The organism is Sulfurisphaera sp. (assembly GCF_059755235.1).
This window is the reverse complement of the sequence record NZ_DBPRYF010000046.1, coordinates 228,325-254,044: the sequence shown is the minus strand read 5'-3', so window position 1 is coordinate 254,044 and position 25,720 is coordinate 228,325. Positions and strand designations below refer to the sequence as shown.

At 33.0% G+C, this 25,720-nt stretch carries 27 protein-coding genes and 2 tRNA genes; 18 read left to right on the top strand and 11 right to left on the bottom strand.

The window, feature by feature from the left end; translation table 11 throughout:
- Nucleotides 1–25: 25 nt before the first annotated feature.
- The 3 genes from gatA to cutA are packed head-to-tail and all read right to left on the bottom strand — an operon-like array spanning nucleotide 26 to nucleotide 2,053.
- The gene (gatA, locus tag AC3OCB_RS08355; protein ID WP_498341915.1) at nucleotides 26–1,441 is read right to left on the bottom strand and encodes an Asp-tRNA(Asn)/Glu-tRNA(Gln) amidotransferase subunit GatA; all 1,416 of its coding nucleotides are present in this window, start codon (nucleotides 1,439–1,441) and stop codon (nucleotides 26–28) included.
- Between the two features lie 2 nt (nucleotides 1,442–1,443).
- Nucleotides 1,444–1,737 carry an Asp-tRNA(Asn) amidotransferase subunit GatC gene (gene gatC / locus AC3OCB_RS08350; protein ID WP_498341913.1) on the bottom strand — a complete coding sequence of 98 codons (294 nt, stop codon included), beginning with the start codon at nucleotides 1,735–1,737 and terminating at the stop codon, nucleotides 1,444–1,446.
- The gene (cutA, locus tag AC3OCB_RS08345) at nucleotides 1,727–2,053 is read right to left on the bottom strand and encodes a divalent-cation tolerance protein CutA (protein WP_498341912.1); all 327 of its coding nucleotides are present in this window, start codon (nucleotides 2,051–2,053) and stop codon (nucleotides 1,727–1,729) included. The genes gatC and cutA overlap by 11 nt, the downstream gene beginning before the upstream one ends.
- 33 nt (nucleotides 2,054–2,086) lie before the next feature.
- Here cutA and AC3OCB_RS08340 point away from each other — a divergent pair, with 33 nt between their 5' ends.
- Both AC3OCB_RS08340 and AC3OCB_RS08335 read left to right on the top strand, forming a co-directional pair.
- Complete coding sequence (locus AC3OCB_RS08340; protein WP_498341911.1) at nucleotides 2,087–2,467, top strand: hypothetical protein; 381 nt, start codon at nucleotides 2,087–2,089, stop codon at nucleotides 2,465–2,467.
- Nucleotides 2,430–4,064, top strand: coding sequence for a DEAD/DEAH box helicase (locus AC3OCB_RS08335; protein ID WP_498341910.1), 1,635 nt, complete (start codon nucleotides 2,430–2,432; stop codon nucleotides 4,062–4,064). Before AC3OCB_RS08340 ends, AC3OCB_RS08335 begins: the two co-directional genes overlap by 38 nt.
- Here AC3OCB_RS08335 and AC3OCB_RS08330 read toward each other — a convergent pair.
- Nucleotides 4,031–4,534, bottom strand: coding sequence for a hypothetical protein (locus AC3OCB_RS08330; RefSeq protein WP_498341908.1), 504 nt, complete (start codon nucleotides 4,532–4,534; stop codon nucleotides 4,031–4,033). The genes AC3OCB_RS08335 and AC3OCB_RS08330 overlap by 34 nt on opposite strands.
- Nucleotides 4,535–4,614: 80 nt before the next feature.
- On the opposite strand from AC3OCB_RS08330, the gene AC3OCB_RS08325 reads away from it, so the two are divergent.
- Nucleotides 4,615–4,890, top strand: a complete 276-nt coding sequence (locus AC3OCB_RS08325; RefSeq protein WP_498341907.1) for a hypothetical protein — start codon at nucleotides 4,615–4,617, stop codon at nucleotides 4,888–4,890.
- Here AC3OCB_RS08325 and AC3OCB_RS08320 read toward each other — a convergent pair.
- Nucleotides 4,865–5,194 (bottom strand): hypothetical protein, encoded by a 330-nt coding sequence (locus AC3OCB_RS08320; RefSeq protein ID WP_498341906.1) that lies wholly within the window; start codon nucleotides 5,192–5,194, stop codon nucleotides 4,865–4,867. The two genes, AC3OCB_RS08325 and AC3OCB_RS08320, sit on opposite strands and share 26 nt — an antisense overlap.
- 86 nt (nucleotides 5,195–5,280) lie before the next feature.
- Nucleotides 5,281–5,577 carry a DNA-binding protein Alba gene (albA, locus tag AC3OCB_RS08315; RefSeq protein WP_498341905.1) on the bottom strand — a complete coding sequence of 99 codons (297 nt, stop codon included), beginning with the start codon at nucleotides 5,575–5,577 and terminating at the stop codon, nucleotides 5,281–5,283.
- A 141-nt stretch (nucleotides 5,578–5,718) separates the two neighbouring features.
- On the opposite strand from albA, the gene rgy reads away from it, so the two are divergent.
- A complete protein-coding gene (gene rgy / locus AC3OCB_RS08310; protein ID WP_498341904.1) occupies nucleotides 5,719–9,189 on the top strand; it encodes a reverse gyrase in 3,471 nt (1,156 codons plus the stop codon).
- Here the strand turns inward: rgy and AC3OCB_RS08305 are convergent.
- Both AC3OCB_RS08305 and AC3OCB_RS08300 read right to left on the bottom strand, forming a co-directional pair.
- Nucleotides 9,154–9,426 (bottom strand): ribonuclease P subunit p25 family protein, encoded by a 273-nt coding sequence (locus AC3OCB_RS08305; protein ID WP_498341903.1) that lies wholly within the window; start codon nucleotides 9,424–9,426, stop codon nucleotides 9,154–9,156. The genes rgy and AC3OCB_RS08305 overlap by 36 nt on opposite strands.
- A 90-nt stretch (nucleotides 9,427–9,516) precedes the next feature.
- Nucleotides 9,517–12,309 (bottom strand): DEAD/DEAH box helicase, encoded by a 2,793-nt coding sequence (locus AC3OCB_RS08300; RefSeq protein ID WP_498341902.1) that lies wholly within the window; start codon nucleotides 12,307–12,309, stop codon nucleotides 9,517–9,519.
- Nucleotides 12,310–12,322: 13 nt separating this feature from the next.
- Between AC3OCB_RS08300 and AC3OCB_RS08295 the strand changes: the two genes are divergently transcribed.
- From AC3OCB_RS08295 to AC3OCB_RS08275, 5 genes are all read left to right on the top strand, one after another.
- Nucleotides 12,323–12,619, top strand: coding sequence for a hypothetical protein (locus tag AC3OCB_RS08295; protein ID WP_498341900.1), 297 nt, complete (start codon nucleotides 12,323–12,325; stop codon nucleotides 12,617–12,619).
- Between the two features lie 96 nt (nucleotides 12,620–12,715).
- Nucleotides 12,716–14,167 carry an RtcB family protein gene (locus AC3OCB_RS08290; protein WP_498341899.1) on the top strand — a complete coding sequence of 484 codons (1,452 nt, stop codon included), beginning with the start codon at nucleotides 12,716–12,718 and terminating at the stop codon, nucleotides 14,165–14,167.
- Nucleotides 14,164–15,099 (top strand): deoxyhypusine synthase, encoded by a 936-nt coding sequence (locus AC3OCB_RS08285; RefSeq protein WP_498341898.1) that lies wholly within the window; start codon nucleotides 14,164–14,166, stop codon nucleotides 15,097–15,099. The genes AC3OCB_RS08290 and AC3OCB_RS08285 overlap by 4 nt, the downstream gene beginning before the upstream one ends.
- A gap of 30 nt (nucleotides 15,100–15,129) precedes the next feature.
- Nucleotides 15,130–16,728 carry a DNA topoisomerase VI subunit B gene (locus tag AC3OCB_RS08280; protein WP_498341897.1) on the top strand — a complete coding sequence of 533 codons (1,599 nt, stop codon included), beginning with the start codon at nucleotides 15,130–15,132 and terminating at the stop codon, nucleotides 16,726–16,728.
- Nucleotides 16,725–17,888: a DNA topoisomerase IV subunit A gene (locus AC3OCB_RS08275; RefSeq protein WP_498341896.1), complete on the top strand. Its 1,164-nt coding sequence runs from the start codon at nucleotides 16,725–16,727 to the stop codon at nucleotides 17,886–17,888. Before AC3OCB_RS08280 ends, AC3OCB_RS08275 begins: the two co-directional genes overlap by 4 nt.
- A gap of 48 nt (nucleotides 17,889–17,936) precedes the next feature.
- On the opposite strand, the gene AC3OCB_RS08270 is transcribed toward AC3OCB_RS08275, so the two are convergent.
- Nucleotides 17,937–18,083 (bottom strand): hypothetical protein, encoded by a 147-nt coding sequence (locus tag AC3OCB_RS08270; protein WP_498341895.1) that lies wholly within the window; start codon nucleotides 18,081–18,083, stop codon nucleotides 17,937–17,939.
- A 134-nt stretch (nucleotides 18,084–18,217) separates the two neighbouring features.
- Between AC3OCB_RS08270 and AC3OCB_RS08265 the strand changes: the two genes are divergently transcribed.
- The 8 genes from AC3OCB_RS08265 (at nucleotide 18,218) to lysS (ending at nucleotide 24,530) form a co-directional block, all read left to right on the top strand.
- Nucleotides 18,218–18,613 (top strand): translation initiation factor IF-5A, encoded by a 396-nt coding sequence (locus AC3OCB_RS08265; RefSeq protein ID WP_498341894.1) that lies wholly within the window; start codon nucleotides 18,218–18,220, stop codon nucleotides 18,611–18,613.
- Between the two features lies 1 nt (nucleotide 18,614).
- On the top strand, nucleotides 18,615–19,952 hold the full coding sequence (locus tag AC3OCB_RS08260) for a signal recognition particle protein Srp54 (protein WP_498341892.1): 1,338 nt from the start codon (nucleotides 18,615–18,617) through the stop codon (nucleotides 19,950–19,952).
- A complete protein-coding gene (locus AC3OCB_RS08255) occupies nucleotides 19,930–20,997 on the top strand; it encodes a pseudouridylate synthase (protein WP_498341891.1) in 1,068 nt (355 codons plus the stop codon). Before AC3OCB_RS08260 ends, AC3OCB_RS08255 begins: the two co-directional genes overlap by 23 nt.
- Nucleotides 20,998–21,003: 6 nt before the next feature.
- Nucleotides 21,004–21,801, top strand: a complete 798-nt coding sequence (locus tag AC3OCB_RS08250) for an SDR family oxidoreductase (protein WP_498341890.1) — start codon at nucleotides 21,004–21,006, stop codon at nucleotides 21,799–21,801.
- Nucleotides 21,802–21,910: 109 nt separating this feature from the next.
- A complete protein-coding gene (locus tag AC3OCB_RS08245) occupies nucleotides 21,911–22,087 on the top strand; it encodes a chromatin protein Cren7 (RefSeq protein WP_498341889.1) in 177 nt (58 codons plus the stop codon).
- 32 nt (nucleotides 22,088–22,119) lie between these two features.
- Nucleotides 22,120–22,800, top strand: a complete 681-nt coding sequence (gene pyrH, locus AC3OCB_RS08240; RefSeq protein WP_498341887.1) for a UMP kinase — start codon at nucleotides 22,120–22,122, stop codon at nucleotides 22,798–22,800.
- Between the two features lie 5 nt (nucleotides 22,801–22,805).
- The gene (locus AC3OCB_RS08235; RefSeq protein ID WP_498341886.1) at nucleotides 22,806–23,081 is read left to right on the top strand and encodes a hypothetical protein; all 276 of its coding nucleotides are present in this window, start codon (nucleotides 22,806–22,808) and stop codon (nucleotides 23,079–23,081) included.
- Between the two features lie 66 nt (nucleotides 23,082–23,147).
- On the top strand, nucleotides 23,148–24,530 hold the full coding sequence (gene lysS, locus AC3OCB_RS08230) for a homocitrate synthase (RefSeq protein WP_498341885.1): 1,383 nt from the start codon (nucleotides 23,148–23,150) through the stop codon (nucleotides 24,528–24,530).
- Between the two features lie 63 nt (nucleotides 24,531–24,593).
- Here lysS and AC3OCB_RS08225 read toward each other — a convergent pair.
- Nucleotides 24,594–24,692: transfer RNA gene (locus AC3OCB_RS08225), tRNA-Leu, on the bottom strand.
- Between the two features lie 247 nt (nucleotides 24,693–24,939).
- On the opposite strand from AC3OCB_RS08225, the gene rpiA reads away from it, so the two are divergent.
- On the top strand, nucleotides 24,940–25,599 hold the full coding sequence (gene rpiA / locus AC3OCB_RS08220; protein ID WP_498341884.1) for a ribose 5-phosphate isomerase A: 660 nt from the start codon (nucleotides 24,940–24,942) through the stop codon (nucleotides 25,597–25,599).
- Between the two features lie 4 nt (nucleotides 25,600–25,603).
- Here the strand turns inward: rpiA and AC3OCB_RS08215 are convergent.
- Nucleotides 25,604–25,693 (bottom strand) — tRNA-Met (locus AC3OCB_RS08215).
- Nucleotides 25,694–25,720: the final 27 nt, after the last annotated feature.

The window sequence follows — 25,720 nt, the reverse complement described above, 5'->3', positions numbered from 1 at the left end:
AACTTTTCGTATCGGATTAAAAATTTTAGCTTATATTAGCTGTTAGGTCATACAAGTTTAATACTTTTTCTATCTTACTAGATAATGCCATTAGATAATAATCCGAAAGATATTTACCCATTATTTGTAAACCTACTGGTAAATTATTATAAAACCCTGCAGGTTGTGAAAGGGCTGGTATACCAGCTAAATTAGCTATAACAGTATTCAAGTCCATCGCATACATCTTTATCGGGTCATCTATTACTTCGCCGATTTTTGGTGGTAGTATAGGCATAGTAGGTGATACTATAGCATCATATTTAGTTAATAGATTATCGAGGTTATCTCTTATTAGTCTTCTGACTTTTAATGCCTTAATATAGAATTCTTCATAATAACCTGCACTTAATATAAAGCTACCAAGTAGTATTCTTCTCTTTACTTCTATACCAAAACCTTCTTCTCTGTTTTTAGCAAAAGTTTCCTTCCAGTTCCCTTCACCATATTTACTGTAACCATATCTAACTCCATCAAATCTAGCTAAGTTAGAACTCGCTTCAGACATAGCAATTATGTAATATGCAGGTAAAGCGTAATCAACATAACCTAATTTTGTCTCTTCGATTTCTACCCCTTCAGAACTGAGCTTATTTAATGCGTTATTGAATACAGAAACTACAGATTTATCTGAAGCGTCAAGTATATCTTTTAGGACACCCATTTTTACTCCTTTTAAATCGACCTTTTCAATTTTTTTTGGAGTTGCTGAAATAGTGGTAGCGTCTCTGGGGTCATCTCCAGATATAATTGAATAAAGAAAGGAAAGGTCTTCTGCATTTTTAGCCATTGGACCGATTTGCTCTAAGCTATTAGCATATGCTACTAAGCCAAATCTACTTACTGTACCATAGGAAGGCTTTAGGCCAAACACTCCATTAAAAGCCGCAGGAGCTCTAATAGAACCTCCAGTATCGCTTCCTAACGCGATATCTACTATTCCAGCAGCTAGTACTGCTCCACTTCCTCCAGAACTTCCACCTGGTGTTCTTTCTAAGTCCCAAGGATTCCTAGTTGGCCCAAAATAGCTTGTCTCTGTCGTTGAGCCCATAGCGAACTCATCCATATTAGTTTTTCCTATAATTACTGCTCCTTCTTTCTTTAGCTTCTCTATGACTGTAGCATCATAAGGAGGAATGTAGTCTTCTAACATTTTTGACGCACATGTTGTCCTAATCCCTTTAGTTGATATATTGTCTTTAATTGCTATCAATATACCGCTTAGTTTACCATTCAAGTTTATTTTCTCTTTTACTTCTCTTTTAACTTCTTCTTTATCTCTTATTGTTATGAAAGCTCTTATTTTATTTTCTATTCTATATAGTTTATCATAGGTTTTTTCCACGTACTCTTCAGCATCTAAATCTCTGTTGCGTAATCTCTCAACTGTTTCTAATATCATCTTTATTCACCGTATGTTGCTGGTCCTACAATGTACCCATTTTCTTTTCTTTTAACGTTTTTAAGTGCGTCGTCCAAACTCAATGGCTGTTGTATTTCATCTTTTCTTAGTTTTCCAGTGGAAATTGGATGAAAAAGCGGTTCTACACTGGACAGATCTATTTCGTTTAATTTATCAAAGAAATCGAGAATATTTTTAATATCTTTTTTTATTCTTTCTTTTTCATGTGGATTTAGTTCAATTAGTGCAAGGTTCTGTAATTTAGAAACCAATTGATCATTAACCTCAATTTTCATCTTTTTTCACACTCTCACTAATCCATTTTAAATAATCTGATAAACCTTCATTAAAGTTTATTATAATAATTTCTGGTAAAGTATAAGGATGAATTTCTTTTATCCTCTCAATAACTCTGTCTTTTTTACTCTCTACCGTCTTTATAATTAATAGACTCTCATCATCTTCTGTTGTTTTCCCTTCCCATACATAAAAAGATTTTATGTATGGCACAATATTTACACAAGCTGCTAATCTCTCGTCCACTAAAGTTTTAGCTATCTTTTTAGCGCTTTCCATACCGTTAGTGGTTGTCAATGCGATAATGTAAGACATATTAATAAATAATTCCGAGCGATTAAAAAATCAATGAAAGTTAAGGACATATTAGAAATGATAAAGTGGGAAGGATTTGAAGAGGCTTTATTTTATGGAATTAGTGAATGCCAAGAGTTAGGTAAAACGTTTATAGGTATAACACTCAGTAATGGAGAAGGGATAATCATCAAGGTTGATCCATATGTTGATGAGATCACGGATATTCTATTATATACCGACAAGAAGTATTCTAATGAAGAATTGCGCCCGTTAGGGGTGTTTAAACAAGGAGAAACTAGTAATACCTATTTTATATACCAAATCCTTAATTTAAGGAATTTTATTAATAGGTATGATAATGATATAAAAGTTGTTTATGTTGAAGTGATTAAAGGTGACCTTGAAGACTTTTTATATACAGCAATGGCTTGATGAAGACACATTTAGAAAGATACTCACTTTCTCACGTTTTATAACTAGAGATCAAAATGGATCGCAATTTGTTATAGATATTGAAAGGGCAAGAAGAAATAAAGTTAAGCTAGAGGATATAATTGACACACTCTCCGAGTTAGGGGTAGAATTAAGTCACAGTGATATAGCCGAGCTTTCGAAATCTCTGCCTCAATATGATGTTGAATTTGAGTTAAAGGACGGTAAATTAATTATAAAACCTTATGTTTTTATCCTTGATTTAATAAGAGACTATAAAGATAATGATATATTAAGATACGATAGGTTTAACAAGATTTATGTGACAGACCCTTATTATTATTATTTTATAAAAAATAGACTAGAGGAAAACGGTCTAAAAATAAAGGAATTACAACTTCAAGTAAAAGACCTCAATATCAATTTTAGAGGCGAACTAAGGGATTATCAAAAAGAGGCTATAAATGTATGGAAAGAAAGAGGTTCTGGTGTTATCTCTCTACCTACTGGCTCTGGCAAAACAGTCATTGGAATAGCTGTCCTTTCTGAAGTTAAGAAATCATCCCTTATAGTTGCTTTTACAAAGGATCAAATGATGCAATGGTATGATTCTATTTTTAAATTTACTGATGCTAGTAAGAATGATATTGGGTTATTTTATTCTGGTGAAAAAAATATAAGACCTATTACTGTAACTACTTACCATACTGCATTTAGGCATATGAAAGACCTAGTAGGGAAATTTGATCTAATAATTATTGATGAAGTTCATCATTTACCTGCAGACAAATTTAAGCGAATAGCTCTCCAGTGCATAGCATCAAAAAAACTGGGCCTTTCTGCTACTCCAGTTAGAGAAGATGGAAAACATGAAGAACTATTTAAATTAATGGGTGGTCTGATATACTATAAGTCTCCACAAGAGCTAATCAAGAGAGGTTTTCTGGCACCATATGAATTAATACAAGTTAGAGTTGAGCTCACCCCTAGGGAGAAAATAAAATATTCTTCACTCCTATCCCAGTTTAGGAAACTATCTGGAGGAAAGAAAGTTTCTGAGATTCTTCAGCTTGTTAAGGAAGGTAATTCTATCGCTATAGAAGCTATGAAAGTCTATAATGAAATGAAAAAAATTGTTAATTTAGCTGAAAACAAGTTAAATGCATTAGATGACATAATAAAAAAAGAAAGTGGAAATAAAATCTTGATCTTTACCCAATATGTCGAACAGGCAGAAGAAATAGCAAGAAAATATAACGCTTATATTATAACAGGTAAAACAAGTAAGTCTGAAAGAGAAAAATTGTTAAAAGTATTTAGATCACTAAAGGCTGGAATATTGGTTTTGACTACGGTTGGAGACGAAGGGTTAGATATACCAGATGCAAGCGTTGGGGTCATAGTAACTGGAACTGGTTCAAGAAGGCAATTTGTGCAAAGACTAGGTAGATTGCTAAGACCAAGTAATGGAAAAGTTGCTAGACTTTATGAGATAGTCACAAAAGGTACTACAGAGGAATATCAAGCATCTAAAAGAAAAGATATTACATTCGGTCTTAACATCTATCCTAGTTCGTCAGATGATGATGTGATATAATAAAAAATAGAATATAAAAACGTTCTTAATATAGGTAGTTTTGACGGTGTATAAACTACTATTGAATCTCTATTTATACTCACTAAAGGTATGTTATCTATTGATACTATAGGGTATCCAGTGACTTTTCCGATATTAACTGGGATTTCAATTTCTCCAAGTATTTTCTTTAGCGTAAATGCAGTCAGAATTTTATTGCATAAGATATCTATTTCTCCTTTGATTAGTTTAGTTTCTTTTGATGAAAATAATATTATTTTTTCGTTCCCAGAAACTTTATAGCCATCGACCCATGCTGGACTTTCGATTTCTTGATTGCATTCTGATGATATTTTGGAAAGTGGTGGAAACATTAGTAGATTTTTGTCAACTTTTAATACTGCTGGATACGTTATTATTATATCATCCCTTTTGGCTTCTAAATTAATTTCTGCCTTACAAACCTTGTCCCCTTTATCAACATAAGGCATTTTAACCCACTAGTATAATATCTTTTGAATGATATAACCTTGTAAGGTCTGAAAAATGATGAATAACTAGGCTGTTGATTATGAGATGGTTAAAAAAACGTGAAATAATAATTTATTACCTGCTTTACAAAAAATTTAAAGATAATAAATTTAATGTAGGTGAAGTGTTTGACTTACTTTTACCTTATTTTTCTAAAAAAGTTATAAAAAATACTTTTAGCTATTTAGTCAAAACTGGACTAATAATAAAAGTTAACAAAATGGAATATAGGGTAATTTCTTTTGACGAGTATTTTAATGAAATTGCCTTAAAGTATTTGAAAAGAAGGTCTACTCTTCGTCGTAAAACTCAATAGTTATTTTAGCCTTTACGTCTTTTTTACTCATTGCTGGTATTTTATCTCCAAAATCAACCCCTATAACTACAGGGTTTCCCATCGAGTCATTAAATTTCACTTCTGCTACATAATGAATTTTAGGTTGTTGCTGCATCATATTTAGGACTTCGTTATATATTCTTGTTAATGCCATTTGAAACGCTAAAGGACTGGAAAGGTCTTCTGGTTTTAATTGAATAGAAACTAAGTTACCCATTACTTCTCCAATTTTGGCTCTTCCTTCAAACTCTACTTTATAAGAAGGTTGAGTGTTTTCTGACATTTTCCCACTAAAAAGATATGGGAAATCCGCGTTAATTAATCTATTGTTTAAAGAAAAGGCTGGATAAAAAGGCTTTATCTTTGCTTTTATGCTTTCTTCCTTATGGCTATTTCGATTGTAGATACCCTAGATTGTCTTCCATCTTGGCTTGTTACTACTTGGCTACCAATTCTTATTTCTCTTACTTCTATTTTGTCTGGTAAGAATCTATTTCTAACTATTTCTACAGTATCTACAGCTTTGCTAATTGCTCTACCTCTTGCTTTTATTATTATTTCACTTACGCCTTGATTTAGCAGAGTTAAGGCTGCTAATACGTAGTTCATTACTGGCTTTTTACCAACTAATACTACATTGCTTGGAGTTGGAGTTGCAGTGCTCATGTTTTCACCCAAGTTGTCGGATATAAGAATACGCATAAGGGTAATAAAGTTATCTAAAAGAACTATTTTAAAATAAGTAACGCAGTAACACTTAGGTTTTTGATTTATAAGATCATACTAGTGTAATCTACTACCTCAGCAATGTTGAAGATAAATTACTTATTTGGCTGTCCTAATTGTGGAGGTCCAATAGATGATGAACATTTATCAGCTGGTATTCCTTGCGAAAAATGCTTACCTGGAAGAGTAGAAAGTCTTGATTATAGAGTAATATATGATTTATTAGTTAAAAACTCAACATTGAAAGGATTCGCAGAGTATTACTATGATAATGAGACTTATGAAGAAATAATAGAGCTCTTCAAAAGAATAATGAGGAATGAGCCATGGAATTTACAAAAATATTGGATTAAAAGATTAGCCAAGAATGAAAGCTTCTCTTTATCAGCGCCTACTGGTTTAGGAAAAACCACGACACTTCTTATTTACAGCCTATACTTTAATGATACTGCTTTATATATTGTTCCTACAAATTCATTAAAAGACCAGATATGTTCAAGATTAAAAGGAATAGGAGCACGTGTAATTTGTGATGATATTAAAGACAAGTATATTAATGTTGCAACATTTAGTAGAATCTTAAGGCATCACGACGAATATGAATCTCTAAAACCTAAGTTAGTTATAGTTGATGATTCAGATATGATTTTAAAGAGCGGTAAAACTACGGAAGTAGTAGCTAAGATTTTAGGAATTTCCGATGATATATTCCAAGACGCAATAAATTTGATCAAACTAAAAAGGATGCTAAAATTTGACGAGAGTAAAGAGTTGAAAGATAAAATTAATGAGTTAGAATATAAAATCTCTTCTTGGAAGCCTTTTGTCCAATTTTTAGTAGCAAGCGCAACGTTAAAACCTAAAGGAGTAAAACAACAAGCATTAAGATTACTAATAGGTTTTGAGCCTTCTACTATACAGACTTATCTAAGAAATATAACAGACTTATACTATCCATCCCTCGATCTAAAAGATGTAATTGAGAAAATATCCGATAATGGAGGACTCGTACTTGTATCAAAGGAATATGGTAAAGAAAAAATGAAAGAGTTAAAAGATGTCATAGAAAGTCTAGGTTATTCAGCCTCTTTAGCAATTGCGGGTAGGAAATTTATGGATAAATTTAGTGAGGGAAAGATTGATTTCCTCATAGGCTCGGCAAGTTATTATGGGGTTGCTGTAAGAGGTTTAGATGAGCCGAAGAGGCTTAAATATGTCATTTTCTATGGTGTTCCAAAAATTAGACTAAATTTAGATGATGCACTAAATAATCCTTCTTTAATACTTAAGATAGGAGAAAAAATAGGACTTGATGTTAAAGATATAAGAAAGAAAATCATATTCTTATCGCCTTCAGAGCTTCAGTTATTAAGAATAAGTTTAAGAAATAAAGAGAAATTAAATGGGAAATTAGAGGATATAAGAATTAAAATTGAAGAATTACGTGACACTATTTATGATGAATTAAAGCATAGTTCAATACAAAGGATTAATGCAGATTATTTCCTTGTTTCAAAATCTGGAAATAAATACTATGTTTATATTCCAGATACAACTACTTACATTCAAGCTTCTGGTAGAAGTAGCAGAATTATAAATAACGGTTTAACATTTGGAGTTAGTATAATTTTAGTTGATGACTTTGATCTATTACATATATTGAAAGAAAAAATGAAAAAAAGTGTAATTAATGTTAATTTTAACAATTTTAGTGAAATAAAAATAGATGAAATTAAAGATAAAGTAAAAAGCAGTAGAGATTCGTCAATTTCACAGAAGCCTATTAACACAAAAACTGTTTTGATAGTTGTAGAATCTCCGACAAAAGCGAGAACAATAGCCAGGCTGTTTGGTAGACCCAGTAGAAGAGACATCTATGGTATTCCAGTTAATGAAACCATTATGATGGTTAATGATGAAATACTAATTACGAATATTATTGCAACTAGGGGTCACCTAACTGACTTAACAACAGAAAACATAGGATATCATGGCGTAGAAGTTAAAAAGGATGAGAATAAATTTACCGCTAACTACTCACCGATTTATAGATGTTATAGTTGTGGAAGAACTTTTACCATGAAAATCGATAAGTGTCCATATTGTGGCTCTTCTTTTATATCTTCTTCCGAAAAGACAATAGCAGCACTTAGAAAATTAAGTATGGAAGTAGATGAAGTCTATGTAGCTTCAGACCCAGATCAAGAAGGAGAAAAAATAGCTTATGATGTAGCTTTACTTATAAGCCCTTATAATAAGAATATTTATAGAATAAAATATCATGAAGTAACTAGAAACGGAATACTTAATGCAGTAATTAATAAAACCGGTATCGATTATAACCTAGTAAAATCACAAGTTGTTAGGAGAATTGAAGATAGATGGATAGGATTTGAATTAAGTTCTTCATTAAAAATCATGTTTTATGACAGAAATCAAGGTATTGGCAGAGTCCAAGGTCCTGTATTAGGCTGGATAGTCGAAAGAACAAAAGAGTACAAGAAAAATATGGGCTGGATACTTTATATAAAGCTCGGAGACTATATAATAAGAAAATTCTTTAAGACTAAAGAAGACGCTGATAAATTCGTTTCTCAATTGAATGTAAAGATAAACAAAATATCAGAGAGAGAAGAATTGCAGAACCCATTACCTCCATTTACTACTGATTCGTTGCTAGTAGAAGCGTACAATAGGTTAGGAATGAATTCTGTTATTGCTATGAAGATTGCCCAAGAATTATTCGAGTCTGGACTTATAACTTATCATAGAACTGATAGTATTCATATATCAGCTGTTGGTGTTAGTATAGCTAAAGAGTACTTAGATTCTAAGACTCTGTCTGAAAATTTCGTGGGGAGGTCATGGGGATCAGAAGGTACTCATGAAGCAATTAGACCTACCTCTGCCATGGACTTAGAAGGGCTAATTAGGGATATAGAGGAAAACCCAAATAAGTACTTTATACTGTTTACTAAATATCATTTTAGGTTATATGATCTGATATTCAGAAGATTTATTGCAAGTCAGATGAAACCAGCAATTGTGAAATATACTAAGTATGAGATATCGCTTAATGACGAAAAGATCGAAGTCGAATTGCCTGTAAGTGTTTCTGGCGGTTTCTCTGTCATTTACCCAATTAAAACATACAATCTGTCTGAAAACTTTACCTCATTCATAAGCAAGGGCTCTACTATATCGTTATATGGATATGCTGACATCATAAAGAAAATGAAAGAAAAAGATATTGGAAGACCTAGTACTTATGCAAAAACAATCTCTACTTTAATCAGACATGGATATGTAGTAGAGAGTAAAAAGAAAGCTATGTTAATAGCTACTAATAGAGGAATAAATGCTTATGAATTCCTTACTACTCATGCCAAAGACTTCATAGATGAAAATAGGACTAAATTATTATTGCAGAAGGTTGATAAGATAGCAAATGGTATTGCCGACGTTAATGAGGTAATGGTAGAGTTATATGACGAAATTACAGGCTTATCTCAGAGATTAGTAAACTCTCTTAAGCTTAAGGCTAATATATGAGATTCTTCTTCTGTCTTTTACTTCACTGCCTATACTAGCTTGTTCTAGTAAGACTCCATCACCCAATCTCTCTTTCAATACATTGTATATATCTACAGTTTTATTTATGCCATTTCCAAAACCTTTTATTTCTACTTCATTTTGTCCTTGATTGAACATTACTATTATATCTAAAACATAATCTTCAACACTTTTTGCCCTACTTATTAAGATCTCATTTGGTTTTTTTGCCTCCATTTTTAGTTCGCAAAAGGATTAGAATGAAGAAAAATAAATCTGTCTATCAGTAACACGGGCCTGTATCACCGTTCATATTTAAGGGCCTCATCATCCGAATTTTAATCCTTGAATAAAACTTACTGCATTCAATACTAAAAATCCAATGCTATTCTTACTAACGTAATAATATTTTGGAGAGATCGAATACACTAATGCATCATTTGGATCCTTGATTCTAAGTTCTAGTACCTCATTATATGGGATTTTCTTTAAGAAGTAATCTGGGTTTTTTACCAAGTCTTTAACTCTAAATACTACTTCTGTACTTCCTTCAGATTCATGAGCTCTAATTACTGCAATATAAGTTTCATCAAGGTTAACTGGGTTAAATGAATTATAATAATCATCAGACTCTACAATATCTTTAATATCTTCTTCAAGGCACCATCTTACTTCATTATTATCAATATCTATAAATGACACTGTTCTATATTTAACGCAGGGTTTCCTCATTTTTTTCAGCTTAATTTCTAACGTCTTTTTAGATATTCCCACTAATTCTGATAGCTCCTCGACTGTATAAGCACCTCCTTTTAAAGCTTGATATATCCTTAACTGTAGGTCAGATATCCAAGGTCTTATGGGCGTATGAGTAAGTACTGCTTTTCCTAAAGGTGTTAATCCTTCTATTGGAATAAGCTTAATTTTGCCGGACTGAAGTCTTTTTATATATTTTATTGTTCTTCCGATGCTGAAATATTTAGCTACAGTTTGCTTTAGAGCTTCTTCTAAAATTATTTTATCTTCCTTAGGATCAAGCTTACCCAATTTTCCGAAACTGTATTGAATTTCTTTTGCTATTGCAAAAAATAGCGGAGATCTAATTATTGCATTTATGATAAGTTTTCTTAGCTCTCTTTCGTTATTTATTGCTAAGATTTCTTTCATTAAATCTTCTTCTACTCCTTTAATAGAGAACCCGTACACTGAAGCCCTTGAGGATACATTGAGATTATATTTCTTTGTTGCGATATAAAGAAGAATATGTGAAATTGTGTTTGCAACTTTTTCCGGTACAATGCCTGAATATATTATCTCATCGCTCTCCTTTTCGACATAAATCACATTTCTTGAAGGCAAAGGTAAATTGTGAATCTTGTAATAATCAATAAATTTCTTTAATGATTCAGTTGCTTCTTTATCTAATATCTCTTTTTCTGTTTCTATTTCACGAATTACATTAGAAAGCTCGGATGTAAGAAGTGAGGATTTAGATATATTTTCTCCTTTCCAAATAGGTATTTCTCCTTCTCCGTTGTTCACTGGAACCACATTTATTAAATGCCTGTTAAAGTCCATGCCTATTATTTTCCAAATCTTTCCTCCAATTCTTATTACATCATTATTTCTCAAGTGCCTATATACGTAAACTGCGTCTATTTCACCTACTGGGGTATTTTCGAATCTTATTGAAAATGTGTCGTCGGCATTTATAAAGGAAAAGAATTCTGAGAATTCTTTAGCCCAACTCAATTTATTATCTTTGTCAAATCTCCATATTTTGAAGAACGCTTTTCCTAGCTTTATCTTATTATCTTCTATTTTTATCATTTCTTTTTTAGCTAAGTAATGTATTAATTCCTCGATTTTTTCATCTTGAAGGTTCCTGTAATAATACGAAGATTTTATTATGTTATATACTTTGTCAATTTCTATATCATCATATTGTAAAGCTAAACCTACTATTTCCCTCGCTACAACATCAAAATAGGGCAAAATAGGTTGCTTTTCTAATTTCCCTTCTTTAGCTAATTTATATAAAGCCAAACCCTCTAGTATGTCGAAATCATATAAACATAGTATCTCCCCCCTCGAGATACTATTCACTGCATGTCCGCTTCTTCCTAGCCTTTGTAAGAAAGACGAAACTGATGGTGGCGGTCTATATAATATTACTTTTTTGATATCCCCTACATGTATTCCTAGCTCTAGGGTTCTTGTGCATATTACCAAGTTAGCTTTTCCACTTCTCAGACTCTCTTCGACTTTTAACTTTTCCTCTTTTGATATAGAAGAATGATGGACGTAAATATCTTTAGCTCTCAGCTTTTCCAATTCTTCATGCAATCTCTCTGTTGTAAACCTAGAGTTAGTAAACAATAATGTAGGTTTTTCTACTTTGGATAATATTGTTTTAGCGGCAGACTCCCATACATCTTTATCATTTGGAATTTTAGATATTTTTACATCAAGTGTTTTTGTAGAATTAACTCTGATTATATCAAAATTCCTACTTGACGACCCGAAGATAAGTTTAGCTACTAATTCTTCATGGTTAATAGTTGCTGAAAGAGCTATTCTCTGAAAATCATACCCTATAAAGTCTTTTAATCTTTCTAAAAGTAATGAAAGCTGAGCCCCTCTTTTAGATCCTATTAATTCATGAACCTCATCAACTACAACCCATTTTAGGTTTTTATAATATTCTCTGAATCTAGTTGCCCAGTCTAAATCTATTTCTAAGCCTTCTGGAGTTGTAACTAAAATGTGAGGTGCCTTTTTCAATCTATAGCTTTTCTCTTTTTGGGGCACTTCTCCATGTTTTCTACTTACAAGAAATCCTAGTTTGTTAGACCACCATTCTATACGTAATGTGATATCATTAATAAGTGCTTTAAGTGGTGTTATATATAGAACAGTAACAGGTTTTATATTCTCATGAAGCATTAAATTAAAAATAGGGAGAAGAGCCGCTTCAGTTTTTCCATAGCCTGTAGGGGCTATGACAAGTGTGTTATGACCTTGTAGAATTGGTGCTAATGTTTGTTTTTGTACTGGAGTTAACTCATCCCAACCTTTTTCTTTTATAAGTGTCAGCAGTTTGGTATGTAATCTATCCACTAATTATCACCGAATGTTTAATGCACAATATACCGCTATTTTTAAAAATTTAAACTCTGTGTTTCAGATCATGGGAGAAAAACACGTTTGTTTAATATGCGGTAGAATGTTTCCTCAAGGTCAAGGAATTAAGATTAATATCAAAGGAACTGATTACTATTTTCATAGTAAAGCTTGTGCTTACAAGTTCCTTCGAGAGCTTGTTCTTTCTGCGGATGCTGATTGTGTTTCTGATTTAGCAAAAGACATTAGAAGAAAATACGAAGATTTATTAGAAAAGAAAAAAGAAGCTTCTAAAAAAGTTATCTAGGTTCAGTGCTCAGCCAGTTGCCATCACTTTTCAGTGTCCGCTATTCTCATCCTTTAAACAAATTTATTACCATTTTAGTATATATTTCCTTTTGGAATGGCTCAGCTTGCTATTAAGAGGATAAATGCTTATGAGTGGCGTATAGATAAGGGTCAGCAAGACTGTATGAAAGTCCCTGTCACTGTATTTGCTGATGATGTTTTAATAGAGAAAATGAAACAAGATCTTACTTTAAAACAAGCCACGAATGTAGCATGTCTTCAAGGTGTTCAAGAGTCCGTCTATGTATTACCAGATGGCCATCAAGGTTATGGATTTCCGATAGGAGGTATTGCAGCTACTGCGATCGATGAAGAAGGAGTTGTAAGCCCTGGTGGAATTGGCTATGACATTAATTGTGGTGTGAGACTTCTTAGAACAAATCTTGATTATAACGATGTTAAAGATAAATTAAAAGATTTGGTTGAGGAGATTTATAGGAATGTTCCTAGTGGTGTAGGCAGTGAAGGAAAAGTAAAGCTTAGTTTCCAACAATTAGACGATGTTCTGGCTGAGGGAGTAAAATGGGCTGTAGATAATGGTTATGGATGGAATAAGGATATGGAACATATTGAGCAACATGGAAGTTGGGATTTAGCAGATCCATCAAAAGTAAGTTCTGTTGCTAAACAGAGAGGCCATACGCAATTAGGTACTTTGGGAGCGGGTAATCACTTCTTAGAAGTTCAAATTGTAGATAAGATTTACGATCCAGAAGTTGCTAAAGCTTTAGGTATTACTCATGAAGGCCAAGTAACTGTTATGGTTCATACTGGATCTAGAGGATTAGGCCATCAAGTAGCTAGTGACTATCTACAAATTATGGAGAGAGCTATGAAAAAATACAATATAGTAGTTCCAGATAGAGAACTTGCTGCAATCCCCTTTACGACTAGAGAAGCGCAAGATTATTTCCATGCTATGGTTGCAGCAGCCAATTTTGCTTGGACAAATAGACAAATGATTACTCATTGGGTTAGGGAAAGTTTTGGTAGAGTGTTTAATGTTGACCCAGAAAAGCTTGATTTAAGCATAATATATGATGTCGCTCATAATATAGCTAAAATAGAGGAGTATGATATAGGAGGAAAAAGGAAAAAAGTTTTGGTGCATAGAAAAGGAGCAACTAGAGCTTTTCCACCTGGAAGCCCAGAGATTCCAGCAGATCATAGAAATATAGGCCAAGTAGTTTTGATACCGGGAAGTATGGGTACGGGTAGTTACGTTATGGTAGGAGTACCAGAAGGAAGGAGAACATGGTATACAGCGCCTCATGGAGCAGGCAGATGGATGTCCAGAGAAGCAGCAGTACGTAGCTATCCAGTAAACTCTGTAGTCCAAAACTTAGAACAAAAGGGAATTGTAATTAGAGCCTCCACGAGAAGAGTAGTTTCTGAAGAGGCCCCCGGAGCGTACAAGGATGTTGATAGAGTAGCTCATGTAGCCCAAGAAGTTAAAATAGCAAAGCTAGTAATGAGACTAAGACCTATAGGAGTGACCAAAGGATGAAGAGAGAAGAAATATTGGTAGAAGAGGTAAAAGATATAACACTAGAAGATCTAAAACCTTATGTAGATTTTTATAAAATTCTTGATCACATATACGGTTTTACAGCAGAATCAGTTGTAAGAGGAGTTAGAATACTGAAAGATATGATAAAGGAAGCTGACTTAAGATTTTTATCGTTTACCGCTAATTTAGTATCAACTGGACTAAGAGGACTTTTCGCTGATTTGATAAAGAAAGGCTATTTTAATATAATCATTACTACTGGTGGAACTATCGATCATGATTTAGCTAGAAGTTTTGGAGGGAAGTATTACAAAGGACTATTCGAATATGATGATAATATGTTAAGAGAAATGGAAATACACAGATTAGGCAATATTTTAGTTCCTTTCGAGAGTTATGGTAAAGTAATTGAAGATGTAGTCAGAAAGTATATTAATGAAATATCAAGCGTAAAGAAGGAATGGCCAGTTTATGAATTACTATGGGAATTTGGCAAGAGAATAACCGATAATAATTCAATTTTGAAGGCTGCGTATGAGAAAAAAGTTCCTATAATTGTCCCTGGTATTATTGATGGTTCTTTTGGTACCAATTTATTTATATACTCCCAATTTACGCAGTTAAAGATTAATCTTTTCGAAGATATGAAATTAATAAAGGACTTAGTGTTTTCATGTAAGAAATCTGGAGCTTTAATAATAGGTGGTGGGATAAGCAAACATCACACTATATGGTGGAACCAATTTAAAGATGGTCTAGATTATGCAATTTATGTAACAACAGCCCAAGAATACGATGGAAGTCTAAGTGGGGCTAAACCAAGAGAAGCTATATCGTGGAATAAAGTGAAACCAAATAGCGAAAATGCTGTAATTTATGGCGATGCGTCAATAATCTTACCTATTTTGTCAGCATCTTTATTAGGATAAGCAAACAAAATATTTTTACTGTGATGTTTTATGTCTAGTGAGAAGTTTACAAGTATTTCTCCCGCGGAGTTCTTTAAGAGGAATCCAGAACTCGCTGGATTCAGTAATCCGGCAAGAGCTTTATATCAAACTATTAGAGAACTAGTGGAGAACGCTTTAGATGCAACTGATATTCATAACATCCTCCCATCAATAAAAGTTATAATTCAATTGGTAGATCCACAAAAACAAATATACAAAGTTACTGTTGAAGATAACGGAATAGGCATTCCACCACATATTGTACCAAATGCTTTTGGTAAGGTCCTTTATAGTTCCAAGTACGTCTTAAGGCAAACTAGAGGTATGTATGGTCTTGGTGTTAAAGCTGCAATACTTTATAGTCAGATGTATCAAGAGAGACCAGTTGAAATCATTACATCTCCTGCTAATTCAAAAAGAACGTATCTTTTTAAATTAAAGATAGATATAGCTAGAAATGAGCCAGTTATACTTCAAAGGACATCAATTATAAATGAGAAAGGCGTTCATGGAACATCTGTCACTATTTATTTATATGCAGATTGGCCAAGATCAAAGCAAAAAGTTTATGAATATATAAAGAAGACTTATATTATAACTCCTTATGCAGAGTTTTTCTTTACAGACCCAGACAATAATGTTATATATTATAAAAGACTTACCGATAAGATACCAGAGCCACCAAAAGAAGTAAAACCTCATCCATATGGTGTTGATATCGAGCTTATAAAATTCATGATACTTAAAAAAGATAAACCCATCCCTATAAGAGACTTTCTCATAAACGAGTTTCAAAGCGTAGGTGACGTCACGGCAGATAAAATCTTAGAATTGGCTAAAATTCCTAAAGATAAAAAGATTACTGAGTTGTCAGACGAAGAGATCTCCAGATTAGTAGAGACCATGAAAAAATTTGAGGATTTCAGGCCACCTTCTGCAGAAGCTTTATCAGTCATAGGCGAAGATTTGATTCAGCTCGGTCTAAAATCCATATTTAACCCAGAATTTGTAGCTGCTATAACTAGAAAGCCCAAGGCATATCAAGGACATCCGTTTATAGTTGAAGCCGGAATTGCATATGGTGGTGCTATACAACCTTCTCCCGAACCCATAGTGTTAAGATATGCAAATAAGATTCCTTTAATTTATGATGAGAAATCTGACGTAATATGGAAAGTTGTAGCAGAGGAAGTAGATTGGAAAAGATATGGCGTGGAAGAGGATCAACCACCGTTAGTAGTTATGGTACATTTATGCAGCACTAAAGTGCCTTATAGAAGCGCGGGAAAGGAAAGTATAGCAGATGTCGAAGAGATAGAAAAAGAAATAAAACTAGCTTTAATGGATGTTGGTAGAGAATTAAAGAAATATATGGTAGAAAAGAAGAAAGAGGAAGAAGCGAAGAAAAGATTAATTACATATCTCAAATATATCCCAGAAGTGAGTAAAGGTCTCGCTTTATTTGTAGCCTCTGGCGATAAGAAAAAAGCTGTAGAAGTAGAATCTGAATTGAGAGAAAAATTACTAAAAATAGCGTTAAATAAGCTGGAAGTCAATGATAAAAAATTAGAGGAAGAAATACGTAGTTATAAGGTAGAAGAGTTATGAGTAGTGAGTTAACTTCTAAAGTGGATAAAGAGACTAGGAGAAAATCTGCTGAAGTTCTAAGACAGACGTTTCTTAAATTAGTCGAACAAATAAACAATTCCGAAGCACCAGTTATGGAAATACCTAAGAGGACATTAGCTAATACAATTTATGATGAGAAAAAGAAGTTACTATTACTCGGAGAAGAAAAATTAAAGAGAAATTTCTTCGATCTTAATGAGTCGAAAAGATTTATGCAGACTATTTTGATGGCTAGTATTATTTATGACGCATTAATCAACGATGAATACCCAACGATACGTGATTTATACTACAGAGGTAAGCACTCAATAGTTTTAAAGAGCCCTCATGGTAAAACATATGAAGAAAATACATGGGACGAACAAAAAGAATCAGATACTGTAATAGTGGATATAGAAGTTTTTACATCATTGCTTAGAGAGGATATGTTAATTCTAAGCAAAGAAAAAGGAAAAGTTGTAGGGGATATGAGGCTTAGAAGCGGTAATGACATTATTGATCTAAGCAAAATGGGCCACGGTGCATATTCAATTGAACCTACACCAGATTTAATTGATTTTATCGATATAAATGCAGAATTCGTATTAGTAGTTGAGAAAGACGCAGTATTTCAGCAACTGCATAGAGCGGGCTTTTGGAGACAGTATAAGTCAATTTTGATAACCAGCTCTGGCCAGCCAGATAGGGCTACGAGAAGATTTGTTAGAAGACTGAATGAAGAGCTAAAGCTACCTGTTTATATTTTGACTGATGCAGATCCTTACGGATGGTACATATATAGTGTGTTTAGAATTGGCTCTATAACACTATCTTATGAAAGCGAAAGATTAGCTACTCCAAATGCTAAGTTTCTTGGCGTCTCAATGACCGATATTTTTGGTGATAAAAATAAGAAGGCATATCTATCGGATCAAGAAAGAAGAAATTATATTATAAAGGCTAAAGATTTTGATATAAAAAGAGCTATGGAAATAAAGAATTATAATTGGTTTAAGACAAAGGCTTGGACGCATGAGATAGAAATATTTCTAGATAAAAAGTCCAAGCTAGAGATAGAAGCTATGGCTAGCAAAGGACTAAAGTTCTTAGCTTTTCAATACATACCAGAAAAAATTAAATCAAAAGACTATATAGAATAAATCCGCCGAGACAGGTGATTTCATCACTCAAAATTCTGGGTCTCTTCATCACTCATAATATCCTAAAATATCGTTAAAAGTGTTTCTTTTACATACTTTACAATATTGATATATCGCTACTTGTTTGCTTATGTCAAAGCTTATATTAATTGTCCATTCTGTCCCACAATTTCTACACTTTAATTTCCATGGCATAACTCTTTTTATATCTTAAAGTAAAATAAGATTTGCTATGAAGACGTTAGACTATCTGATGTTATGATGAAGGGCCAAAGCTCGGAGCAAAGAGTTTAAAGCTTTGCCTTAATTAGGATATTTTGGGAAAATAAATGGGCATTCAGTACACGACTGTAGGTGATCTAAAAGTAGGTAATTATGTAGTTATAGATGGAGAACCTTGTAGAGTAGTAGAAATTAGCAAAGCAAAAACTGGAAAGCATGGTAGTGCAAAAGCTAACATAGTGGCGATGGGTCTTTTCACGAATCAGAAAAGGACATTAATGGCTCCAGTTGATCAACAAGTCGAAGTGCCTATAATAGAGAAACATGTAGGTCAGATTTTAGCTGATAAAGGTGATAATATAACTATAATGGACATGGAAACATATGAAACGTTTGATATAGAAAAGCCTACAGAAGCTGATCTTGCTGATAAAGTGAGACCTGGAGCTGAAGTTGAATATTGGGAAGTTATGGGGAGGAAAAAGATTGTAAGGGTAAAGTAACTTGCTAGACAATTTAAAAGAATCTGTAAGAAAATTTTTAGGTTCGTCTAATTATGATAAAGCTGTAAATGAGTTTATTAAAGAATTACAAATTTTATTAATAAAATCTGATGTTAACGTTAAACTTGTTAATAATCTGACACAAAAAATAAAAGAAAGACTTGAAAACGAAAAACCTCCTACAGCAATAGAAAGAAGAGAGTGGTTTATTTCAATAGTTTATGACGAGCTATCGAAGCTATTCGGAGGAGATCAGAACCCAGAAGTTTTGCCAAAGAAAATACCTTATGTAATAATGTTAGTTGGTGTTCAAGGTAGCGGAAAGACGACAACATCTGGGAAGTTAGCATTATTCTACAAGAAAAAAGGATATAAGGTAGGGATAGTTGCGGCTGATGTTTATAGGCCTGCAGCATACGAACAGCTAGTTCAAATTGGAGAGCAAATTAAAGTTCCAGTTTATGGTGAACCAGGTAATACGGATGCTGTAGCTATAGCTAAAAGAGGGGTAGAGAAATTTCTAAATGAAAAATATGATCTAATAATAGTAGATACAGCAGGAAGACATGGTTATGGAGAAGAAACTAAACTACTCGATGAAATGAGAAACATTTTTAATGAAATTAAGCCGGATGAAGTAATCTTAGTGATAGATGCTTCTATTGGCCAAAAAGCCTACGATTTGGCATACAGATTCCATCAAGCTAGCCCAATAGGATCTATTATAATTACCAAAATGGATGGTACTGCGAAGGGAGGAGGAGCTTTATCAGCTGTTGCGGCTACTGGAGCCACAATAAAATTCATTGGAACCGGAGAAAAATTGGATGAACTGGAGGTTTTCAATCCAAGAAGATTCGTTTCAAGAATTCTCGGAATGGGAGACATAGACACAATTATTGAGAAAATAAAGGGCGTAGAAGAATACGAAGAAATTCAAAAGAAGATGGAAGATGTATTAAGTGGAAAGGCTAAATTAACGCTTAGAGATATTTATAAACAATTAAGCGGTTTAAGGAAAATGGGTCCATTAAACAAAATTCTACAGATGATCCCTGGCTTTGGAATGTTTTCTCAAATTTCTGAAGAGCAAATGAAATTAGGAGAGGAGAAAATAAAGAAATTCCTTGTAATTATGAATTCCATGACATATAAAGAGCTAGATAATCCCTCAATAATTGACAAGTCAAGAATTAGAAGGATTGCGAAAGGATCTGGAACTACACCAGAAGAGGTGAAAGAACTATTAAAGCAATATCAAGTTACTAATAATCTCTTAAAAATGGTAAAGAGGAAGAAAGGTCTTGGAAAACTCTTTGAAAACGCAAATCCTAAATAAAGCATTTGATCTCTTGAATAGATATCCATTATGTGATAGTTGTTTAGGGAGATGTTTTGCTAGGTTAAGCTTAGGTCATACGAACGAAGAAAGAGGTAAAGCAATAAAACTGCTTCTGTTAATGGAGATAGATAGATTAATAAAAGAACATGAAATTGAGGATCTATCTCAACTAAAGGAAGTTCTTTACAATATTGGTTCTCATGCTATTACATTATATCAGAACTATTTTAACGATAATTTTCAAAATAGAACATGCTACATATGTGATAATAGAATAAATGAATATAAGGAAAAATTTGAGAAAAAAGCTCTAGAAAGGCTTGAAAAGGGTAAAACATTTGTACTTGGTGTTAAGCTGACTGACGAGTTAAGAAATAGGGAAGAGAAGTTTATAATAGAAAATCAACTCTTTTACTATGAAAGTATAAAAAATGAAATAAAAAGAGAAGTGGGAAAAAATCTTTTAAAACAAGGCTTTTCACCAGATTTTGACAATCCGCAAGTAGAGATAGTTTACGATATGGAGTATGACGCTGTGATAGAATTTACTAGAACTACTAAATATTTGGCTTTTTATAATAGGTTAGCTCGCGGAATTCCAATATCCAGTTGGGTTTCGAAAACAGGCGACTCGCTAGAAAGTATCTTAAATACTCAGATAATAGCCCCATATTCCGAATCTGTAGAATTTAGAATTATTGATGATTACCCTCTAATAATGGAGAACATGACCGTAAAAGAGCTTCATGTGAGGGATTTTCATATTTTGAATACTTCTAAAGTAGCTGGAAAGGAGTTATCTACGATTTTTACTATTAAACCTACAAAAAGATTATATAGAGTTACAATTTATTCCGAGCAAGAAATAAAGGAGGGAATAAGGATATATGATAATTTATATGATATATTTGTAGAAGCGAGAGATTTTAAAGAGCTAATGGGAAAGTTAAATGGTCTAACAGTTATCTCAGTAGATGTTATATCAACATACGGAAAAAGTGAGCTGTTAGCAGATACATATATTAAAAATAATTCAACATAATTAACGATGTTTATTGATATAAATGGTAAAAGAGTTTTAATTACCGCATCGACTGAAGGGATAGGTAAAGGTATAGCTGAAAGTTTAGCAAAGGAAGGATGTAGAATTGTTATAACTTCTAGAAGTCAAGAAAAAGTTAATAAAGTGGTAGCAGAATTAAGAAAATACAACCCTCAAATTTATGGCATTAAATCAGATTTAACAGATTATAATTCACTGGATTCTTTACTAAATTTTACTCTTGATAAAATAGGAGGGATAGACGTCTTTATATTTAATTCTGGGAATCCTCCTAATGAACCTTCTTATTTTGATGAGACGTCTTTAGAGGACTGGGAATATTCGGTAAAACTCTATTTATTAAGTGCAATAAAACTAACTAAATTAGTATTACCATATATGAAACAGCAAAAATGGGGGAGAATAGTCTATCTATCCTCATGGACAGTTAAACAACCGCAGAGAATTTTTGTTTTAGCAGATGTATCGAGATCACCATTAATTCAGCTAACTAAGATCTTATCTAAAGAGCTAGGAGTTTTCAACATAACAGTAAACACAATATTAATGGGAAGTTTTGAGACTGAGGGTGCAAAAAAGAGTTTGAGAAGATTATCAGAAAAAACAAAGGAGAATTTTGAAGAGTTATGGCAAAAAGAGGTTATCAACAGATCTCCGTTGAAGAGAACTGGCGATATTAAGAAAGAATTAGGCTCTCTGATAACATACTTAATATCTGACTACTCTGGGTATATTACTGGTTCCATAATACCAATAGATGGAGGTACAAGTGATACAATCTAATATTAAAGGAAACCTTTAACTTTAGCTTATGTTACTCATGGTATTATACATTACATGACTTGACAAAACCTTTATAAAATTGTCTAATATAGTAATATAATGATAAGAAATGGCTGACAAAAAGGTAAAAGTAAAAACTCCAAGCGGTAAAGAAGCAGACCTTTCACCAGAAAAAGTATGGGTTTTAGCACCAAAAGGAAGAAAAGGTGTAAAAATAGGATTATTTAAAGACCCAGAAACAGGGAAATATTTTAGACATAAATTACCAGATGACTATCCAGTCTAACTTTTTAATAAAGTTAAAAATATTTTTCAAAGATGAAGTTAGTTCTTAAGATAAGCGGGAAGTTTTTTGATGAGGAGAATATAAATAGTCTAATCGAGCTTAAAAATACTGTAAAACAAATTATTAATGAGAATCACAGGCTTGCTATAGTTAGTGGTGGTGGAGCTACAGCAAGAAAATACATAAAAATGGCTAGAGAATTAGGAGTAAATGAGGCTTATTTAGACTTATTAGGAATATGGGCTTCTAGGTTAAATGCATATTTGTTAACTTTTATCTTAAGTGAACTTAGTTATATGAAAGTGCCAGAGAACGTAGAAGAATTCATAGAAAAGTGGGAAAGTGGGAAAGTAGTAATTACGGGCGGCTTTCAGCCAGGGCAATCAACAGCCACAGTAGCAGCACTAGTTAGTGAGGCTATAAGTGCAGATTACTTAATTCTAGCAACAAATGTAGATGGAGTTTATGACAAAGATCCTAGATACTATAATGATGCCAAATTACTTCCAAAACTAGACACCATAACTTTAAGAAAAGTTTTAGAATCTAGTCAATCAGTTAAAGCAGGTACTTATGAACTGTTAGATCCTTTAGCAATAAAAATAATTGAGAGATCGAAGATAAAGGTAGTGGTTATGAATTATAAAAGACTTGAAAAAGTTTTAGATATTGTTAAAGGTAATGATTTAGGTAGTATAATTGAACCAGTGTGATAAACATGTCAATACTAAACGAAGAAGAATTCAAAATACTTAGGCAGTATAAGGGAAGAATAGATAGCACGCTTCTGGAGAGAATATTAGGTGAAATAGAGGAAGATTTTGAGAAAAGCCATAATTTATCATCATCTATTATATTTGTATATACTAACTATTTAGATCTTATTAGGCAGAACAAAGAATTTTATGACTTAATGAGTAAAATTTTACAAAAGTATTCCCCTAAAATAGGAACTGAAAATGTTATCCAACTGATAATAAATTCTCTGAAATAGTTTTTTATTCGAACTCCTCTTTAACACTCTATTTATAAGGGGATTACTGAATGAAGAACTAATAGTATGAAAGTAGGAATCTTAGACTCAACATTGAGAGAAGGAGAGCAAACACCGGGTGTAATTTTCACAATTGATCAAAGAGTTGAGATAGCAAAAGCATTATCGGACATAGGAGTGCAAATGATAGAGGCAGGACATCCTTCAGTCTCTTCTGATATTTATGAAGGTATAAAAAGGATCATGAAACTAAAAAGAGAAGGAGAAATTACTTCTGAGATTGTCGGTCACAGTAGAGCTGTAAAAAGAGATATTGAAGTTGCAGCAGAACTAGAGGTTGATAGAATAGCGATATTTTATGGTGTTAGTGATACTCATCTAAAAGCAAAACATCATGTAACTAGAGAAGAAGCCCTTAACATTATAGCAGATCATATCAGTTATGCTAAGAGTCATGGAGTAAAAGTTAGGTTTACTGCTGAAGATGGAAGTAGAACTGATTTAAGCTATCTCATTCAAGTTTGTAAAGCAGCTAGAGATGCTGGAGCAGATAGAGTAAGTATAGCAGATACAGTTGGTATTTTATATCCGTCAAAAACTAGAGAATTGTTTAGTACATTAACGAAGGAAGTACCAGGGTTAGAATTTGACATTCATGCACATAATGACTTAGGTTTAGCTGTCGCTAACGCTTTAGCTGCGATAGAGGGTGGTGCAACTATAATTCATACAACAGTAAATGGATTAGGTGAGAGAGTTGGAATAGTTCCTTTGCAAATAGTTGCAGCTGCAATAAAATATCACTTTGGAATTGATGTAGTTAAACTAAACAAACTTCAACAATTGTCTAATTTAGTGGAGAAATACTCCGGTATCCCTATGCCGCCTAATTATCCAATTACTGGAGATTATGCCTATATTCATAAAGCAGGGATTCATGTTGCAGGAATACTAAATGATCCTTCTACATATGAATTTATGCCACCAGAAACTTTTGGTAGAAGTAGAGACTATGTAATAGATAAGTACACAGGTAAGCATGCATTAAAAGATAGGTTTGAGAAACTAGGAGTAAAATTAACTGACGCAGAATTGGATCAAGTTTTGGCTAAAATTAAAGCTAACCCCTCTGCTAGATTTTATAGAGACGTAGATTTATTAGAGATTGCCGAGTCAGTAACTGGAAGAGTGCTGAAGCCTAAACCACCAGAAAATATTCAAGCACTAATATCTGTTAAATGTGATTCTAATGTATATACTACGGCGGTTACAAGAAGACTTGCTGTTATTCCGGGGGTAAAAGAAGTGATGGAAATTTCTGGGGATTATGATATTCTTGTTAAAGTAGAGGCTAAAGATACTAATGAGTTAAATCAAACAATAGAAAATATTAGATCAGTAAAGGGCGTGATGTCGACTTTAACTTCTCTAGTTCTTAAGAAAATGTAAAGTTTTTTCTTTAATATATTTATCTTTAATTATTGAAGCATTTTGATTAAGATTTTAGTAGCATGCGGGGGGTGGGCTTCGAACCCACGCAGGCCTATGCCAGCGGATATCCCCCTGGGCGGTCTTGAGTCCGCCCCCTTTGACCAGCTCGGGCACCCCCGCGTAATATATATCTTAACATTTTTGCTTAAATAGGTTTTGTAGTAGTAAGCTGATAAATTCTTGTACTATTAGTAGGACAAGTTTTTAATTATTTTACTATAAAATTTTTGTAATTAGCTTAAAATTTAATTTTAAATACTAAATGTATACAATATATCTACTTCTGCTTAAGTTGTAAAACTAAATTAATTCACATAGACATTTTCTTCATGCTTAGATTTTTATCTTTCTTCATTAACTTCTCTACATGGACGCAAAAGAAATTGTGTCACGATATGTAATAGATAAACTCAAAGAGCCCCAAATTATTGGCTTAGGTACTGGTAGGACTGTAAAAAAACTAATAGAAGTGATGCACAATGAAAATCTAATAAATGGGAAATTATTCATAACTAGCTCTATAGATACCGAATTAGAACTAAGTAGTAAAGGGGGTATTGTTCTTAGTTTATACTCTGGGATAAAACCTATGATATATGTTGACAGCTTTGACTTTGTAACTTCAGATAAAATAATGATTAAGGGAGGAGGAGCAGCGCTACTTAGAGAAAAAATGCTGTACTATTTTTCATCTTTAAAGATTTTTATTGGGGAAGAACAAAAAATGAAAGATATTAGTTTATATCCAGTTCCAGTAGAAGTTGTGCCTGTTGGTGTTTCATATATAATTTCGTTACTTAAAGAAAGAGGTTATGAAGTTAAAGTTAGGGAGAGCAATGGAAAGATAGGTCCTATAGTTTCTGATAATGGAAACATAATTATTGACGTCATGGTTAGAAGGGAATTTTTGTGTAGTTTTGATAAGGAAGTCAAGGCAATTCCTTCTGTGGTTGAAACTGGAGTTTTCTGCGGAAAAGATTATGAGATTTATTTAGCGAATGAGAATGGAAGAATAACCGTTTTGTAAGAAGTGCCGCCGCGGGGACTTGAACCCCGGACAACCGGATGTCCCCTGGAAACCGTATGAGTCCGGCGCTCTAACCAGGCTGAGCTACGGCGGCACTAAAAAATAATACTTCTAATCTTAT

Excerpts from the sequence above, each read along its gene's own strand:
- gatA (WP_498341915.1), bottom strand. The coding sequence starts at position 1,441 with ATGATATTAGAAACAGTTGAGAGATTACGCAACAGAGATTTAGATGCT.
- gatC (WP_498341913.1), bottom strand. The coding sequence starts at position 1,737 with ATGAAAATTGAGGTTAATGATCAATTGGTTTCTAAATTACAGAACCTT.
- cutA (WP_498341912.1), bottom strand. The coding sequence starts at position 2,053 with ATGTCTTACATTATCGCATTGACAACCACTAACGGTATGGAAAGCGCT.
- AC3OCB_RS08340 (WP_498341911.1), top strand. The coding sequence starts at position 2,087 with ATGAAAGTTAAGGACATATTAGAAATGATAAAGTGGGAAGGATTTGAA.
- AC3OCB_RS08330 (WP_498341908.1), bottom strand. The coding sequence starts at position 4,534 with ATGCCTTATGTTGATAAAGGGGACAAGGTTTGTAAGGCAGAAATTAAT.
- AC3OCB_RS08325 (WP_498341907.1), top strand. The coding sequence starts at position 4,615 with ATGAGATGGTTAAAAAAACGTGAAATAATAATTTATTACCTGCTTTAC.
- AC3OCB_RS08320 (WP_498341906.1), bottom strand. The coding sequence starts at position 5,194 with ATGTCAGAAAACACTCAACCTTCTTATAAAGTAGAGTTTGAAGGAAGA.
- albA (WP_498341905.1), bottom strand. The coding sequence starts at position 5,577 with ATGAGCACTGCAACTCCAACTCCAAGCAATGTAGTATTAGTTGGTAAA.
- rgy (WP_498341904.1), top strand. The coding sequence starts at position 5,719 with ATGTTGAAGATAAATTACTTATTTGGCTGTCCTAATTGTGGAGGTCCA.
- AC3OCB_RS08305 (WP_498341903.1), bottom strand. The coding sequence starts at position 9,426 with ATGGAGGCAAAAAAACCAAATGAGATCTTAATAAGTAGGGCAAAAAGT.
- AC3OCB_RS08295 (WP_498341900.1), top strand. The coding sequence starts at position 12,323 with ATGTTTAATGCACAATATACCGCTATTTTTAAAAATTTAAACTCTGTG.
- AC3OCB_RS08290 (WP_498341899.1), top strand. The coding sequence starts at position 12,716 with ATGGCTCAGCTTGCTATTAAGAGGATAAATGCTTATGAGTGGCGTATA.
- AC3OCB_RS08285 (WP_498341898.1), top strand. The coding sequence starts at position 14,164 with ATGAAGAGAGAAGAAATATTGGTAGAAGAGGTAAAAGATATAACACTA.
- AC3OCB_RS08280 (WP_498341897.1), top strand. The coding sequence starts at position 15,130 with ATGTCTAGTGAGAAGTTTACAAGTATTTCTCCCGCGGAGTTCTTTAAG.
- AC3OCB_RS08275 (WP_498341896.1), top strand. The coding sequence starts at position 16,725 with ATGAGTAGTGAGTTAACTTCTAAAGTGGATAAAGAGACTAGGAGAAAA.
- AC3OCB_RS08270 (WP_498341895.1), bottom strand. The coding sequence starts at position 18,083 with ATGCCATGGAAATTAAAGTGTAGAAATTGTGGGACAGAATGGACAATT.
- AC3OCB_RS08265 (WP_498341894.1), top strand. The coding sequence starts at position 18,218 with ATGGGCATTCAGTACACGACTGTAGGTGATCTAAAAGTAGGTAATTAT.
- AC3OCB_RS08250 (WP_498341890.1), top strand. The coding sequence starts at position 21,004 with ATGTTTATTGATATAAATGGTAAAAGAGTTTTAATTACCGCATCGACT.
- AC3OCB_RS08245 (WP_498341889.1), top strand. The coding sequence starts at position 21,911 with ATGGCTGACAAAAAGGTAAAAGTAAAAACTCCAAGCGGTAAAGAAGCA.
- pyrH (WP_498341887.1), top strand. The coding sequence starts at position 22,120 with ATGAAGTTAGTTCTTAAGATAAGCGGGAAGTTTTTTGATGAGGAGAAT.
- AC3OCB_RS08235 (WP_498341886.1), top strand. The coding sequence starts at position 22,806 with ATGTCAATACTAAACGAAGAAGAATTCAAAATACTTAGGCAGTATAAG.
- lysS (WP_498341885.1), top strand. The coding sequence starts at position 23,148 with ATGAAAGTAGGAATCTTAGACTCAACATTGAGAGAAGGAGAGCAAACA.
- rpiA (WP_498341884.1), top strand. The coding sequence starts at position 24,940 with ATGGACGCAAAAGAAATTGTGTCACGATATGTAATAGATAAACTCAAA.